Origin of the sequence: Corallococcus sp. CA053C (genome assembly GCF_003611675.1) — a bacterium.
In the GTDB taxonomy this organism is placed as follows: domain Bacteria; phylum Myxococcota; class Myxococcia; order Myxococcales; family Myxococcaceae; genus Corallococcus.
Map to the genome: position 1 here is coordinate 1 of NZ_RAWA01000240.1, position 14,785 is coordinate 14,785.

The 14,785-nt window shown below is 70.4% G+C and carries 13 protein-coding genes; 6 read left to right on the forward strand and 7 right to left on the reverse strand.

All coding sequences use genetic code 11. From position 1 onward, the window contains the following. Window positions 1-123: 123 nt before the first annotated feature. The 6 genes from D7V97_RS27040 to D7V97_RS27065 all read right to left on the reverse strand — a co-directional run bounded on the left by D7V97_RS27040 (window position 124) and on the right by D7V97_RS27065 (window position 5,611). Window positions 124-684 carry a gamma-glutamylcyclotransferase gene (locus D7V97_RS27040; RefSeq protein ID WP_120613526.1) on the reverse strand — a complete coding sequence of 187 codons (561 nt, stop codon included), beginning with the start codon at window positions 682-684 and terminating at the stop codon, window positions 124-126. A gap of 133 nt (window positions 685-817) precedes the next feature. After that, entirely contained in the window at window positions 818-1,915 is a 1,098-nt protein-coding gene (locus tag D7V97_RS27045; RefSeq protein ID WP_120613527.1) for an NAD(P)/FAD-dependent oxidoreductase, read from the reverse strand. 13 nt (window positions 1,916-1,928) lie between these two features. After that, on the reverse strand, window positions 1,929-3,683 hold the full coding sequence (locus D7V97_RS27050; RefSeq protein ID WP_120613528.1) for a fatty acyl-AMP ligase: 1,755 nt from the start codon (window positions 3,681-3,683) through the stop codon (window positions 1,929-1,931). Next, window positions 3,680-3,961, reverse strand: coding sequence for an acyl carrier protein (locus D7V97_RS27055; RefSeq protein WP_120613529.1), 282 nt, complete (start codon window positions 3,959-3,961; stop codon window positions 3,680-3,682). Before D7V97_RS27055 ends, D7V97_RS27050 begins: the two co-directional genes overlap by 4 nt. Next, window positions 3,954-4,529: an isoprenylcysteine carboxyl methyltransferase family protein gene (locus D7V97_RS27060; protein WP_120613530.1), complete on the reverse strand. Its 576-nt coding sequence runs from the start codon at window positions 4,527-4,529 to the stop codon at window positions 3,954-3,956. Before D7V97_RS27060 ends, D7V97_RS27055 begins: the two co-directional genes overlap by 8 nt. Next, window positions 4,523-5,611: a type III polyketide synthase gene (locus D7V97_RS27065; RefSeq protein WP_120613535.1), complete on the reverse strand. Its 1,089-nt coding sequence runs from the start codon at window positions 5,609-5,611 to the stop codon at window positions 4,523-4,525. Before D7V97_RS27065 ends, D7V97_RS27060 begins: the two co-directional genes overlap by 7 nt. A gap of 505 nt (window positions 5,612-6,116) precedes the next feature. Between D7V97_RS27065 and D7V97_RS27070 the strand changes: the two genes are divergently transcribed. The 3 genes from D7V97_RS27070 to D7V97_RS27080 all read left to right on the forward strand — a co-directional run bounded on the left by D7V97_RS27070 (window position 6,117) and on the right by D7V97_RS27080 (window position 8,926). Continuing rightward, window positions 6,117-6,755, forward strand: a complete 639-nt coding sequence (locus D7V97_RS27070; RefSeq protein ID WP_368668967.1) for a DUF6310 domain-containing protein — start codon at window positions 6,117-6,119, stop codon at window positions 6,753-6,755. Next, entirely contained in the window at window positions 6,752-7,507 is a 756-nt protein-coding gene (locus tag D7V97_RS27075; RefSeq protein WP_120613531.1) for a DUF5953 family protein, read from the forward strand. Before D7V97_RS27070 ends, D7V97_RS27075 begins: the two co-directional genes overlap by 4 nt. Window positions 7,508-7,723: 216 nt before the next feature. Then, on the forward strand, window positions 7,724-8,926 hold the full coding sequence (locus D7V97_RS27080; protein ID WP_120613532.1) for an FAD-dependent monooxygenase: 1,203 nt from the start codon (window positions 7,724-7,726) through the stop codon (window positions 8,924-8,926). A gap of 1 nt (window position 8,927) precedes the next feature. On the opposite strand, the gene D7V97_RS27085 is transcribed toward D7V97_RS27080, so the two are convergent. Then, window positions 8,928-9,413: a VOC family protein gene (locus D7V97_RS27085; RefSeq protein ID WP_199728950.1), complete on the reverse strand. Its 486-nt coding sequence runs from the start codon at window positions 9,411-9,413 to the stop codon at window positions 8,928-8,930. A 98-nt stretch (window positions 9,414-9,511) separates the two neighbouring features. Here D7V97_RS27085 and D7V97_RS27090 point away from each other — a divergent pair, with 98 nt between their 5' ends. The 3 genes from D7V97_RS27090 to D7V97_RS27100 form a co-directional block, all read left to right on the forward strand. Next, window positions 9,512-11,194 carry a hypothetical protein gene (locus tag D7V97_RS27090; protein WP_120613533.1) on the forward strand — a complete coding sequence of 561 codons (1,683 nt, stop codon included), beginning with the start codon at window positions 9,512-9,514 and terminating at the stop codon, window positions 11,192-11,194. 206 nt (window positions 11,195-11,400) lie between these two features. After that, window positions 11,401-14,442, forward strand: a complete 3,042-nt coding sequence (locus D7V97_RS27095; protein ID WP_233583248.1) for a serine/threonine-protein kinase — start codon at window positions 11,401-11,403, stop codon at window positions 14,440-14,442. 14 nt (window positions 14,443-14,456) lie between these two features. Further along, window positions 14,457-14,785 (forward strand): hypothetical protein (locus D7V97_RS27100; protein ID WP_199728951.1); only part of this gene is annotated, 329 nt, incomplete at its 3' end.

Consider the following 14,785-nt stretch of genomic DNA (forward strand, 5'->3'; position numbering starts at 1 on the left):
GGGGAGACGGGCGGAAGGAGGGGGCCCTTCCACCCATCGTCGGCGCGACGCGGCACCCGGTTGCGTCGCGCCTCCCTTTTTCTCAACGGGCAGGGCTTTTTTCGGTCCGGATCAGCCCGGCTGTCACTTTATGCCGGGCTTGGTGGGGGTCGGAGGGCGGTGGCCGTCGACGCGGGCGTGCTGGACGGCGTGGACGATGCGGGCCTCGGCCTGGAGTTTTTCGACGACGTCGGCAGGCAGACGGGCGCGCTCGGCGGCGACGGCGAGGGTGATGAGGAAGGCTTCGCTGACCGGCCCCTGGGTGGAGGTGTCGCGGGCACTGGGAGTGAAGGCGAGGGCGTCCACCACGGTGCCGGAGGCGGTGCGCACCTGGACGGGGCGCTCCTCGGTGGCCAGGGCGAGGGCGGTCTCCAGGCGGGCCAGGGCGGGCCAGGACTCGGAGGCCACGGGGCGCAGCCGGCCGACGACACTGTGTCCGGGGGCGTCCACGAGGCGGGCCACGCGGCCACTCCAGTTGGCCACGTGGACGTCATAGACGACGTCCACGTCGAGGGCCTCGGCGAGCTCGCCTTCGGGGAAGTCGGGCACGGGGGGCAGGCCGTGCAGGTGCCGGCTCGCCGCGGCCGGGGCCAGGTCGAGGGAGAACGCGAACCAGGGACGCGAAGCCGCGGGGCCAGGTGCCATGGGACGGAGTGTCCCCGGCGCGCGGCGGGGGGACAAGGGCCGGGCGGTGTGCGCGGCGTGGATCCGCGGGATGGGGGTTCCGGGTGGATCCAACCTTCCCCCGGACGCGCGGAGATGCGCGCCCGGGGGAAGGTCAAGTCACCACGGCGGCGAGGATGCGCTCGAAGAGCCAGGGGGCGCGGCCCAGCAGGCGCACCACGGACCTGCGCAGGCGCGGGCGCCTCGTGAGCATCAGCAGGCCGTGCGTCGTCCAGGAGTACTTGCGAAATACCTGCTGGAAGGTGCGCTCGTAGGGCAGCAGGGTGTCGCGCGCGGCGCCCTTCGCCAAGGCATCCGGGAGCAACGCGCCCAGGGACTCCGCGCAGGCGAAGGCCAGGGTGAGCCCCTCGCCCGTCACCGCGTCCACGTAGCCCGCCGCGTCTCCCACGAGGGCGAAGCGGTCCGCCACCCGCGTCCGCGCCACGCGCGCCAGGGGGCCCGCGCCGCGCACCTGCGAGTCCGTCTCCACGCCCGCGAGCTGCTCCGCGAGCTTCGGGAAGTGCGCCAGCAACGCATCAAAGCCCACGCGCTCCGTCACGGTGCCGGCCTCCCACAGGAAGGCGATGCCCACGCGCTCCGCTCCGGCGGGCGTCACGTAGGCCTCGACGCCAGAGGCGAAGTGCACCTCCACGTAGGGCGTCCACGGCACGCGGCGGAAGTGCCGCCGCAGCCCGAAGCGACGAGGACCTTCGCGGACCACGTCCAGGCCCTCCGCGCGGCGCAGCGGCGAAGCCAGTCCGTCCGCCGCCACCAGGAACCGGGCCTGCACCGGCCCCGTGGGCGTCTCCAGCCTCACGCCTGCGTCCGTGCGCTGATGCGACACGACCTGCGTGTGTTCACGCAGATCCACGCCCACCTCCCTCGCCCGGGAGACGAGCGCCGAGGACAGGGCCAGCCTGCGCACCCCCAGGCCACCGGGAGCCGGCAGCTTCCCCTCCGCCGAGCTGCCGTCCTCCTGCACGTAGCGGATGCCCACGAAAGGCGAGCTCTCGCGCCGGTCCAGGTGTGCAAGCGCGCCCAGTCGCTCCAGCGCCTCCAGCCCCGAAGGCATCAGGCCTTCACCGCACGCCTTGTCTACGGGTGTAGACGACCGCTCCAGCACCACCGTGTCCAGCCCGCGCCGGGCCGCGGCGATGGCCACCGCGAGCCCCGCCGGGCCACCACCGACCACCACCACGTCGTGGCGTCTCACCCGCCCTGCCTCATCACGAGTCGTGCTCCGCGCGCACCATCGCGAGCGCGCTCTTCGCCATCTCCACCGCGAGCCCCACCGCGCCCACCTTCTTCGGCGCCGTCAGCTCGCCCGCCAGGTAGCGCCGCAGCGCCTCGCCCCGGCGCAGCTTGCCGCTGGACGTGCGTGGCAACGTTCCCGGCTCCAGGATGCGCACCGTGTGCGGCTGCACGCCCGTCGCCGCCACCACCGCCGCGCGGATGTCCGCCTCCAGCGACGCCTCGTTCCCCGGCGCCGCGCGTTCGGCGAGGATGAGCAGCGCTTCGTCCTCGCTGCCCTCGGGCGTGAAGCCCAGCGCCACCGCGCAGCCCGTGCGCACGCCCTCCACCGCGCTGAGCGGCTCCTCGAAGGCCTGCGGCGCGTGGTTCGCGCCCCGGATGATGACCAGGTCCTTCGCGCGGCCTGTCAGGTACAGCTCGCCGTCCGCGCCAAAGCCCAGGTCTCCCGTGTCCAGCCATCCATCGCCCGTGAGCGCGCGCCCCGTTGCCTCCGCGTCCTCGAAGTAGCCGTGCATCACCGACGGCCCTCGCGCGAACACGCGGCCCACCCGACCCTCCGGCAGCTCCGCGCCGTCCTCGCCGCGCACCTGCACCTCGAAGCCCGCGACCGGCGCGCCCACGCTCACCAGCGTCCGCGTCCCGTCGCGCACCTCTCCCTCGCGCGCCAGCACGTTCGGATCCACGCCCAGTTCGCGCGGCCCCCGGCCCGCCGGCGGGAACGTCACCGCGAGCGACGCCTCCGACAGCCCGTACACCGGCCGCAGCGCCCGCGCGGAGAAGCCCCACCGCTCGAACCGCTCCGCGAAGCGGCGCAGCGTGTCCGCGGACACCGGCTCCGCGCCGTTGAGCGCGTGCAGCCACCCGGACAGGTCCACGCCCTGCATGTCCGCGTCCTTCACCCGCTTCAAGCACAACCCATAGGCGAAGTTCGGCGCCGGGGACACGAAGCCCCGATGCCGCGACAGCGCGCGCAGCCACAGCGCCGGCTTCACCAGGAACGTCTCCGGAGGAATCAGCACCAGGCTGCCCGGGTAGTACAGCGCGGAGAGCACGCAGCCGATGAGCCCCATGTCGTGGTACAGCGGCAGCCAGCTCACTCCCACCGGCGTCACGCCCGCGGCCAGCGGCATCGCGACCTCCAGCGCCGCCACCTGCGCCACGAGCGCCCCGTGCGTCAGCGCCACCGGCTTCGGATCCACCGTGGATCCGGACGAGAACTGGATGAGCCCCAGCGCTTCGGGGCTGACCTCCACCTCCAGGTCCTCATCGCCGTGCATCACCGCGTCCACCGTGTGGCAGCCCAGCCGGGGCCGGGCCTGCTCCACGCTGGGCCCCAACAGCAGCCGCACGCGCGTGTCCGTCAGCACCACGCTCGCGCCCGTGACCTGGAGCATGCGCGACGTCGCGCGGTGGTACTCGTCCAGTCGGCCCAGCCGCACCGGCGGATACAGCGGTACCGGCACCGCTCCCGCCAGCAGCGTGCCGAAGTAGGCGTCCATGAACGCGGGCGACGTGGGCAGCAGGAGGGCCACGCGGTCCCCCGGCTTCACCCCCAGCCGGGCCAGCCCCGCCGCCGCCCGCTTCGCGCGCCGGTACACGTGGGACCAGGGCAGTGACGTCTCGCGCTCGGAGGCATCCACGAACACGAGCCCCAGCGACGTGTGCGACGTCGCCTTCAGCATCGCGTTCACCGTGGCGTGCTTCAGCGCGGGCAGGGGCGGTCCCTTCATGGGTGCGTCCCCGCTTCCGAGGCCGTCGCCCGGGCCTCGACCCGCGTGGCCACCAGCCGCGCCAGGTCCTCCACCGTGCGCACGCCCTGCGCGTCCTCCTCCGACAGCAGCACGCGGAAGCGGTTCTCCAGCCCCACCGCGAGCACCGTCAGCCCCAGGCTGTCCAGGTGCAGGTCGCGCAGCAGGTCGTGCGAGGGCTCCACCCCGCCCTCGAACTCCAACTCCTCGCGGGCGATGCGGCGGATCTCCGCCATCGCCTCCGTCACGGTGTCAGCCACGGCGTACCTCCGGAATGAAGCGGGGACGGTCGGCGAACGCCTCGGAATACATCGCGCCGAGCGCCGCCTCCTCCGCGCGGATGCGCACGAAGAGCAGGACCGCGTTGCCCACCGTGAAGACCACCGCCGTCATCCACGCTCCGTGGATGAGCGGCACGCACAACAGCTCCAGCACCACCGCCACGTAGTTCGGATGTCGCAGGAAGCGGTACGGCCCACCCGTCACCGGCGCCAGCCCCGGCACCACGATGATGCGCGAGTTCCACCGGTCGCCCAGCGTCCCGATGGCCCAGTACCGCAACCCCTGCGCCACGAGCGCGCCCACCAGCGCCGCCACGCTCCACGCGCCCCAGAAGGGCCGGTGCAGGGCGAACACCTCCGCCACGCACGCGAAGAGGAACAGCGTGTGGAACACCACCATGAACCGGTAGTGCCCCTGCCCCGTCTCCACCCCGCCCCGAGCGAAGGCCCGCGCCGCGTTGCGCTTGGAGAGCACCAGCTCCAGCAGCCGCTCCGCGATGAGCAGCGACATGAAGCACAGGAACAGTGTCTGCGTGCCGGTCACCATCGCACCAGCACCATCTCCGCGCAGAAGCCCGGCCCCATCGCCATCACCACGCCCCAGTCGCCCGGCTTCGCGCCCGCCTCCTCCAGCGTCTCGCCGAGCACGAAGAGCACCGACGCGCTGGACAGGTTGCCCACCTGGCGCAGCGAATTCCACGAGCGCTCCAGCGCGCCCGCCTCCAGCTCCAGCGCGGACTCGAAGCCCTCCAGCACCTTGGGCCCGCCGGTGTGCGCCACCCAATGCCTCACGTCCTTGCGGGTCAGCCCGTGCTCCGCGAGGAAGCCATCCACGTTGCCGCGGATGTGGTCCTTCACGAGCTGCGGCACCTTCGCGGACAGCACCACCTTGAAGCCCGTGTCCACCACGTCCCAGCCCATGACCCGCTCGGTGTCCGGGTAGAAGACCGAGCGAGAGCCCACCACGCGAGGCCCCGTGGCCCCGGAGGCTTCCGCGCCACGCAGCACCACGCACGCCGCGCCGTCGCCGAAGAGGCCGGAGGCGATGATGTTGGGGATGGACAGGTCCTCGCGCTGGAGCGTCAGCGAGCACAGCTCCGTGGCGATGAGCAGCGCCGTCTGCTTCGGGAACGCGCGCAAGTAGTCCGACGCGCGCGCCAGCCCCGCCGCGCCCGCCACGCAGCCCAGGCCGAAGATGGGGGTGCGCTTCACGTCGTCGCGGAAGCCCATCCGGTTGACCAGCCGCGCGTCCACGCTGGGGGTGGCGATGCCCGTCACGGTGACGAAGAAGACGTGGTCCACGTCCTTCGGCGTGAGCCCCGCGCGCTCCAGCGCCTGGCGTGCGACGGTCTCCGAGAGGTCGGTGGCGACGCGGATCCACGCGTCGTTGCGCTGCTGGAAGGTCGCGAGCGCGGGGTACTGTTCCAGGGGCAGCGCCAGGTGCCGGCCGCCGACCTGCACGTTGCGGTGCAGGTCCTCCAGCCGCTCCAGGTTGAAGTGCCTCGTCGCCCACAGGTCGCGCAGCGCCGCGATGAGCTGCTCCTGGCTGGCGTAGTGCGGCGGCAGTGCGCGCCCCACCGCACTCAAGGAAGGTGCGGGCGTGGCGTCGTGACGGGTCGTGCTGAGCATGAAGTCCCTGAAGGGTCCCACCCTGGAAGTCGAGTCCCCACGATTAACCGGCAGCCGGCCCGGATGCGATGGTCAAGCGCCGCGTTGCCTACGCCTGAACCCCTGGGGGCGTTTCCAGTGTTGCGCACGCGACGCGCTATCGCCCCCTCGCGAGAGAAAGCCCAGAAATCCCAACGGGTTGCCAGGCGCTTGACCTGTGGCGTCCCGAATGGGTTGAAGGAACATGACCATGCGGCTCCGAGCGTGCAGCGCACTCCTCTTCCTTCTCTCTGCCTGCGCTACCTCGTCAGGCCCACGCGAGCGCGTGACCCGCGACCCAAGGCTCGCCAACCTCCAGCGAGCGGCGAAGCTGCCCTGGAGTGACGATGGACGGTGCGCCGTCCAAGAGGCCTCCCAGCCCTGGGCCGTGATGATGGAGCGGTGCTTTCAGGCTCTCGACCATGACCGGATCCGGTTTCACGACCCGACAGGGAGATGCACGGTCGCGTCCGCGGACGCGGCTGCCATGGGACTCGGTGTCTGCGTCCTGGCGGCTCCGGAAATCGTCGTGGGGGCGGTGATCGTCGTTGGCGTGGTGGTGGTCGCCGTCGCCATCCAGGAAGCCATGGATGCGCATGAGCTACGACAGCTCTATCCCGAGGAAGCAGGAGCTGCGCGGGGAACAAAGGCGGCACCCCGGGAAGCCGTAGCGAAACGGAAGCCCAAGCTGGAGCCGGAACCCGCTGGGCAGGACTGGCAGCCCCCAGCTCCACCTCTGCCCGTGGACCGGACGGGCCGCGCCAGTTGCGAGCCCATCCCGGTGAAGCACCGAGGTGGAGACAAGGCGCATGACCGATGCGCCGACAGGGTTCCGCCCAACCGCTATCCCGGCAAGGACGTGCGCGTTGGCGGCAAGCACTTCGACGCACTGCAAATCGGCGTGCGCGTGCTGTGGGAGATCAAGACCGACCAGTTTGATACGTACAGTGACTTCCTCCAGAAGCAGGTGGTCGCAGATCAACTGGAGGAGATGCGTGAAGAGCGCGATATCGCTGTGTCCTGTGGATATGGGTTCGTCGTGGGGGTGAGCACCGAAGAGCACAAGGAAGCACTGGAGTTCCAGGCACGGGAGTTCAAGATCGTCGTCACGGGGTGCGAGCGATGACCCGGAGAAGGACTCTCGGCATCATCGTCTACGCGCCCGCGCTGGTGGACAATGACAGTCGCACGCTCGCCATTGTCCAGGGGATGGAGCGGGCGCTTCCCGGTTTGCGCCTGGAGTGGAAGGTCTCCAAGGAAGGGCAGCCCATCGCATTGCCACGGCGCGACGCGTGGCTCACGGAAGGGACGAAGAAGGGGAAGTTCCCTCTGGTGTGCAACGGTGACGAAAGCCATCCTGTTACGATTCATGGGCTGCAAACCCCCGCGCGCCAGGCGCCGGGTGGGCAACCGCTGTTGGACGTCCATGGCGAGCTGCCACAAGACGAAGCCGTGATGGGGGTCGCGGTGAATGTGCTCGAAGGCGTGGCTGAAGGCGCGCATGCGTTCTGGGGACACGCGACACCGTTCAGCGCTGGGGTAGAGATCGCACGGCAGACAATCGATCCGGTGCATAAGCCGGGGGTTCCTCCCCGGGGGCTGCCAGCGCTCAAGCTTCCAGAGAACCTCCGCTCGCCTGAGATTCCGCAGTACCTCGGATGGCTTAACTACTGGTCGGCCGCTGCCGCACGGGCCATTGGCTTCCCAGACCCGGCGCGTGACGCGGACCTGCTCTCACGTTCGCGGCGTACCGCGACGGGCGGGTGGGTCGTTCAGCTCACGGACGCGCCCCTCGACCTGGACGACCCCGCCCACCTCGACGCGCTCCTGCGGGCCTACGAGCGCTTCCCGGAGATCGGCGGGCGATCATCGGGTTGAGCTTTCACATGAGATCCTGGCCAACGAGAGCGTGGTGCTCGACGGGTTCGCGCAGAGGCTCCACTGCGTACCACGGATGTGTCTGATTGCTACCACCCCCCCAGACCGCGGAGCACCCCTGACCCCAGGCGGGCCCCTCCTTCTGTTCTGTCCGCAATGTCTGTTCGCGCTTGGGAACAGCAGCCGTTCCAGCCCTGACCCGGTAATACGAAAGACATGAAAATCGTCTGTGTCGGCGGTGGACCGGCGGGGCTGTACTTCTCGATCCTGGCGAAGCTGTCCCTCAAGCAGCACGACGTCATCCTCCTCGAACGCAACGCTCCGGGGGTGACGTATGGCTGGGGCGTCGTGTTCTGGAACGACCTGGTCGATGACCTCTACCGGAACGACCCCGTGAGCGCTCGGGAGATCGCCGAGGCCGCGGCCCGCTGGGACACGCAGGAAGTGCACCTCCAGGACCAGATGGCCACCCGCGTGGGCGGTGATGGGTTCAGCCTGGGACGTGACCGACTGCTGGACATCCTCACCCGGCGGGCCCAGAGGCTTGGCGTCGACGTGCGCTACCAATGCGACGTCCAGGACCTGTCCGCCTACGCGGATGCGGACCTCATCGTCGCCTGCGATGGCGTCAACAGCGGGCTCCGCCAACGACATGCCCCGCACTTCCAGACGCAGGTGGAGGAGGGAAAGAACAAGTACATCTGGCTGGGCACCGACAAGGTGTTCAATGCCTTCACGTTCGCCTTCGAGCAGACCCCCACCGGGTGGATCTGGTTCCATGCCTACCGCTTCAATACGGAGACCAGCACCTGCATCGTCGAATGCCAGCAGGCAACCTGGGAGGCCCTGGGCTTCGGCAAGCTGGGGCCCGACGAGACCCTCCGGCGCCTGGAGGACATCTTCAAACGACAGCTCGTGGGCCATTCCCTGTTCAACCAGCTGCGCGGGATGGGCAAGGCGCCATGGCTGAACTTCAAACGCATCCACAACGACCGCTGGTATCACGACAACGTCGCGCTCATGGGCGACGCCGCCCACACCACCCACTTCTCGATTGGCTCCGGGACGAAGCTGGCCATCCAGGATGCCATCTCGCTCGCCCGACAACTGCGCGAACACGCGGACCTGCCCACCGCGCTCAATGCCTATGACGAAGAGCGGCGCTCCGCCCTGCTCGCGATCCAGCTCGCGGCGCGCGCCAGCACCGAGTGGTTCGAGAACGTCCCCAGCTACGTGAACCAGAGCGCGCTCCAGTTCGCCCATGCCCTGCTCAACCGCCGTGGCAGCTCCGTGTGGAGCTACCTGCTGCTCCTGGCCAGTCAGCAGTCCGTCCTGAGAGGGGTGTTGCGCGGGCTCCACTCCTCCAGGAGATGGGTCCGCTCGCGCCAGCGCGGGAGTGACGCGGCCCGGCCCACGTAGCCTACCGGCCGTCCGCCGCCCGCTTCAGCGCGGCGAGGTCCAGCTTCACCATGTTCTGGACAGCCTGCATGACCCGGTTCGAGCGTTCCGGGTCTTTGGCATTCAACAACTCCGGCAGCACGGTCGGCACGATCTGCCAGGACAGCCCGAAGCGGTCCTTGAGCCAGCCGCACGCCACCGGCTTGCCTCCGTCCGCCGTGAGCTTGTTCCACAGGGCATCGATCTCCTCCTGCGTGTCGCAGTTCACCGACAGCGAGATGGCCTCGGTGAAGGGGAACACCGGCCCGCCGTTGAGCGCGGTGAACCTCTGCCCCGCGAGCTGGAAGTCACACGTCATGACCGATCCCTTCGGGCGCGGCCCCGCGTCTCCGTAGTACGTGAGGGCCAGGATCTTCGAGTCCTTGAAGACGGACGTGTAGAAGCGCGCCGCCTCCTCTGCGTTGTCGTTGAACCACAAGAACGTGACGATCTTCTGGATGTCGGCCATGGGAAACCTCCTGGGGAGACGGGTCGCGCGCACACCAGCCTGCCTCGGCCCGGGCGTCCAGTGGTCACCGGTGCGATGCCCATGACATAAGACAGACCATGCGCATCCACCGTCTCTGTCTCCTGGGTCTGTTCACGCTGCTGGCCGCGTGCGGCGGAGAGACAACGCCCCCTCCCCCTCCGCAGACCTTCCTCGTGGGAGGCAGGCTCGATGGACTGGATGGCGCCCTCACCCTCCAGCTCAATGGCGGGGAGCAGCTCACGCTCACGGCGAATGGGCCCTTCACGTTCGAGACCCGGCTGGAGGACCGCACCGACTACTCGGTCATCGTGACCGCCTCGCCCCCGGAGCAGGAGTGCACCGTCGAGGACGGTATGGGAAGGGTGGCCGGCGCGGACGTCGGCCCCGTGCTCGTGCACTGCGCGGCGCGGACGTATTCGATTGGCGGCACGGTGGAGGGCCTGGCCGGGACGCTCACGCTGGGGCTCGGTGCCGAGACGCTCCAGGTCACCAGCAACGGCCGCTTCACCTTCGCGCAGCGGCTGACCCGGGGCAGCGCCTACGCCGTCAGCGTGGTGTCCCTTCCCAGCAACCAGCGCTGCTCCGTGAGCCATGAGCAGGGGACCGTGGCGGGCAACGTGGAGGACGTCTCCGTCCGCTGCGTCCACTGGTACGCGCTGGACCGCTTCCAGGCGGCCCGCACCGTGGTCGGTCAGCCCGGCTTCACGAGCAACGAGCCCAACCAGGACGGCCCCGCGGGCCCTGGCACCCTGTCGGTTCCCTGGGGCAACCCGGTGCTCGCGGGCGGGCGGCTCTATGTGTCGGATCAGGGCAACCGTCGCGTCCTCGGCTTCGACGGAGTCCCCACGGCGAGCGGCGCGGAGGCGACCCTCGTGCTCGGCCAGCCCGACTTCGTGAACACCACCCCCGGCGCCGGACAGGCCGGGCTCGCCGGCCCCGAAGGTCTCTCCAGTGATGGGAGCCGGCTCGCGGTCACGGACCCGGACAACAGCCGCGTCCTCCTCCACGCCTCGCTCCCCGCGAGCGTTCCCTCGCTCGTCGTCGGACAGGCGGGCTTCGAGGGCCCCAGCCGCACCGACTGCGACAGCCGGACGCTTCAGGGTCCGGAGGACGTGTTCCTCGGCCAGGGGAAGCTCGTCGTGGCGGACAGCGGGCACCACCGCGTCCTCGTGTGGAACACGCTCCCCACCACGAACGGAGCGCCCGCGGACCTCGTGCTCGGGCAGGGCTCTTTCACCACCTGCACCGCGAATGACGCGAACGGCGACAAGGTCACGGACGCGGCCCCCTCCGCCTCCACCCTGTGGAGCCCCACCGGCGTGTGGACCGACGGCACCCGGCTCGCCGTGGTCGACTTCGCGAACCACCGCGTCCTGCTCTGGAACACCTTTCCCACCACGAACGGACAGCCCGCCGATGTCGTCCTCGGCCAGCCGGGCTTCACCTCGCGGCTCGCCTCCACCTCCGCGTCCGGGATGAACGCGCCCTACTTCGTCACCTCCACCGGCCTGCAGCTCTTCGTCGCCGACAACCAGAACCACCGCGTGCTGGGTTGGAACCAACTCCCCCAGACGAACGGCGCCCCGGCCGACCTCGTCCTGGGACAGGCGGACTTCACGTCCTCGCGGCAGGTCGATCCCGACACCTCCGCCCCGAGCGCCCGGAGCCTCTCCCGCCCCAGCGGCCTGCTCCTGGCGTGGCCCCACGTCGTGATCCCCGACGCGGGTAACAACCGACTCCTCGTGTTCGAGAGTCATTGAGCGCTCGGTTCGCCTGCCTGCCCACCAAGGACAAACCAGACACGCCTGCCTGGGGGGCGTGAACTATCCGCGCTTCAGTGCCCGTGTATGATTCCGGCCCGTGCTGACACGACCGGGGGGTCGCGCCCAGGATTCTTCCGTGAACCGGAACGGAGTGCCTGGGTCTCCTCGTGGCCGTGCATGCGTCGCGGGAAGAGTGGCCGGACATGACGAAGAACGAAGCAGGTGCCATGCAGTGGACTCCCGCCGCGGTGGGGGCCACGGGCATGGCCGGAGACCTGTCGGACCGAACGCAGGCGGCGGACGTGGAGTCCCTCCTCGGGGCCGCCCCGGTGGAGTCGCCCGCGCGGCCCTCTGGCACCACGTCCTCCATCTCGTCGTCGGGTATCTCGTCGTCGGGCATCTCGTCGTCCACGTGGGATGGACCGTCGAAGCCCGGGACGGGTGACACGGCGATCACGGGCAACGGGCCGCGGCCCGGCCTGCGCCTGCAACACTACGAGCTCATCCGCGAGCTGGGCAGCGGCGGCATGGGCACCGTCTACCTGGCGCGCGACGTGCGGCTCGGCCGGCGCGTGGCCATCAAGTTCCTGCACAGCGAGGACGCCGACATCACCCGGCGCTTCATCCTCGAGGCCCGCGCCACCGCGCGTTGCAGCCACGAGAACATCGTCATCATCTACGAGGTCGGTGAGCTGGGCGGCAGCCCGTTCATGGTGCTGGAGTTCCTCCAGGGCCAGCCGCTCAACAAGGTGCTCGGCAAGCAGCGCCTGCCCGCCGCGCGCGCGGTGGAGCTGATGGTGCCGGTGGTGAAGGCGCTCGCGTGCGCCCATGAGCAGGGCATCGTCCACCGCGACCTCAAGCCGGAGAACATCGTCGTGACGGACTCGGGCGCCATCAAGGTGCTCGACTTCGGCATCGCCAAGGTGCTCCAGGGCAACGAGCCTCCGGAAGCCGCCCCCGCCCCCGTCACCGGGGAGCAGCCCCGCCTGCACTCCGTGGAGGGGCTGGGCGAGGACGTGTCCAACCTCACCCGCAAGGGCGCCATCATGGGCACGATGGCGTTCATGTCCCCGGAGCAGTGGGGCATCGGCGTGCCCATCGACAACCGCACGGACATCTGGGCCGTGGGCCTGATGCTGTTCCGCATGATCGCCGGCAAGCACCCGTTGGATCCGCTGCGCGGTCCGCAGTTGATGGTGACGGGCATGTTGGACGAGCCCATGCCGAAGCTGCGCAGCATGGCGCCGGACGTGCCGCAGGAGCTGGCCGCCGTCGTGGACCGCTGCCTGCTCAAGCGCAAGGAGGAGCGCTTCCCGGACGCGGCGTCGCTGCTGCGCGCGCTGGAGCCCTTCCTCCCTGGCCGCTTCAGCCGCGAGCTGCGCGTGGACGAGAGCCCCTACGCGGGCCTGAGCTCCTTCCAGGAGGCGGACGCGGACCGCTTCTTCGGCCGCACCCGGGAGATCGCCGCGCTGGTGAACCGCATCAACGACCGGCCGCTGCTGGCCGTCGTGGGCCCTTCGGGCACGGGCAAGTCGTCGTTCGTGCGCGCGGGCCTGGTGCCCGTCCTCAAGCGCTCCGGCGTCGCCTGGGAGGCGCTCGTCATCCGCCCCGGCCGCAACCCGCTGTCGGCCCTGGCCAGCATCGTCGCGCCGCTGTTGAGCTCGTCGACCACCATCGAGGACGACCTCCAGGAGCAGCAGCGGCTGGTGGAGCGGCTGCACGCGGAGCCCGGCTACGTGGGCAACGTGCTGCGCAGCCGCGCCCGGCACGAGCGCCGGAGGATCCTCCTCTTCGTGGATCAATTCGAGGAGCTCTACACGCTGGTCCCGGATGCGCGCGAACGCCTGGCCTTCACCGCGTGCCTGTCCGGCATCGCGGACGACGCCACGTCGCCCATCCGCGTCATCCTCTCCATCCGTTCGGACTTCCTGGACCGGGTGCCGGAGGACGAGCGGTTCATGGCGGAGCTGGGCCAGGGCCTCTACTTCCTCACCGCGCCCCACCGCGAAGGGCTGCGGGACGCGCTGGTGCAGCCGGCGGAGCGGGCCGGCTACCAGTTCGAGTCCCCCGCGATGGTGGACAGCATGCTGGAGCACCTGGACGCCACCCAGGGCGCGCTGCCACTGCTCCAGTTCGCCGCGACGCAGCTGTGGGAGGCGCGCGACACCACGAACCGGCTGCTCACCCAAGGCGCCTACGAGGCCATGGGCGGCATCGCGGGCGCGCTGGCGAGCCACGCGGACAGCGTGCTGGAGAGCCTGTCCCCGCAGGAGCGCACCCTCGTGCGCGCCCTCTTCCTGCGGCTCGTCACGCCGGAGCGCACGCGCGCCATCGTGTCCCTGGATGAGCTGCGCGAGCTGACGAAGGACACGGGCGAGATGCAGCGCCTCATCGACCACCTGGTGCAGGCGCGTCTGCTCGTCGTGCAGACCGGCGGCGGTGCCACGGGCGCGACGGTGGAGATCGTCCACGAATCGCTGCTGCACAGCTGGCCCACGCTGCGGCGGTGGCTGGACGAGGGCCAGGAGGACTCGGCCTTCCTGGAGCAGCTTCGCAACGCGGCCCGGCAGTGGCAGGGCAAGAACCTGGATCCGCACCTGCTGTGGCGCGGTGAATTGGTGGAGGAGGCGCAGCGCTTCCAGCGCCGCTACCGTGGCGAGCTGCCCCAGTCGCAGCAGGACTTCCTCGCGGCGGTGTTCGCGCAGGCGAAGAAGGGCAAGCGGCTGAAGCGGGCGCTGCTCGTCGGCAGCGCGACGTTCCTGGGGCTGCTGGTGGTGGCCGCGGTGGTGGCGCTCGTCGTCATCCGCAACGCGCAGCAGGAGGCCGAGCGTCAGGCCCAGGCGGCCCAGGAGTCCGAAATCATCGCGCGCGCCGCGGCGGCTTCGGCCCAGAGCGCGGAGACGGAGGCGAAGGAGCGCCTGGCCGAAGTGCAGGCCAAGGAGCTGGAGCGTCAGAAGGCGCAGCAGGCGGCGGAGGCGGCCAACGCGCAGGTGGCGCTCGCCAACCAGGAGCTGCTCAGCAAGAACGACGAGCTGGGCTCCGCGCTGGAGCGGGCCCAGGAAGCGCAGCTGCGCGCCCGGTTCGCCAAGAAGCGCGCCGAGGAGAGCGCGGAGTCCGAGCGCGAGGCCCGCGAAGAGGCCATCCGCGCCGCACAGAAGCTCTCCACGCTGCTGGCGCGCGAGAAGGAACGCGTCCAGCGCCTGCAATCCCAGTTGGGCAGCCCGGTCATCGAGGTCCTGAAGTGAGAAGCGCCGTGAAGATGATGAAGAACAGGTCCAGGTTCGCCCTCGCCCTTTCGGCGGTGCTGCTGACGTCGTGGGCCCTGCCCGCGGCCGCGCAGGACCCGCAGCCCACCCGTCGAACGGGCACCGTGCGGAAGGCCGGTACCGCGAAGACGTCCGGCACGGGGAAGACGTCCCGCCGGGCGAAGACGTCCGGTACCTCGGAGCAGACCGGCACCGCGAAGGCGTCCGGCAGCTCGAAGCAGGCCGGCACCTTGAAGCAGGCCGGCACCGGGACGAAGCGCCGGGGCAAGTCGAAGGCTGGCGCCGCGCAGGAGCCCGCCCAGGACGCCCCCCTCGCCGAGTC

Excerpts from the sequence above, each read along its gene's own strand:
- D7V97_RS27040 (WP_120613526.1), bottom strand. The coding sequence starts at position 684 with ATGGCACCTGGCCCCGCGGCTTCGCGTCCCTGGTTCGCGTTCTCCCTC.
- D7V97_RS27050 (WP_120613528.1), bottom strand. The coding sequence starts at position 3,683 with ATGAAGGGACCGCCCCTGCCCGCGCTGAAGCACGCCACGGTGAACGCG.
- D7V97_RS27060 (WP_120613530.1), bottom strand. The coding sequence starts at position 4,529 with ATGGTGACCGGCACGCAGACACTGTTCCTGTGCTTCATGTCGCTGCTC.
- D7V97_RS27065 (WP_120613535.1), bottom strand. The coding sequence starts at position 5,611 with ATGCTCAGCACGACCCGTCACGACGCCACGCCCGCACCTTCCTTGAGT.
- D7V97_RS27070 (WP_368668967.1), top strand. The coding sequence starts at position 6,117 with ATGGGACTCGGTGTCTGCGTCCTGGCGGCTCCGGAAATCGTCGTGGGG.
- D7V97_RS27075 (WP_120613531.1), top strand. The coding sequence starts at position 6,752 with ATGACCCGGAGAAGGACTCTCGGCATCATCGTCTACGCGCCCGCGCTG.
- D7V97_RS27080 (WP_120613532.1), top strand. The coding sequence starts at position 7,724 with ATGAAAATCGTCTGTGTCGGCGGTGGACCGGCGGGGCTGTACTTCTCG.
- D7V97_RS27085 (WP_199728950.1), bottom strand. The coding sequence starts at position 9,413 with ATGGCCGACATCCAGAAGATCGTCACGTTCTTGTGGTTCAACGACAAC.
- D7V97_RS27090 (WP_120613533.1), top strand. The coding sequence starts at position 9,512 with ATGCGCATCCACCGTCTCTGTCTCCTGGGTCTGTTCACGCTGCTGGCC.
- D7V97_RS27095 (WP_233583248.1), top strand. The coding sequence starts at position 11,401 with ATGACGAAGAACGAAGCAGGTGCCATGCAGTGGACTCCCGCCGCGGTG.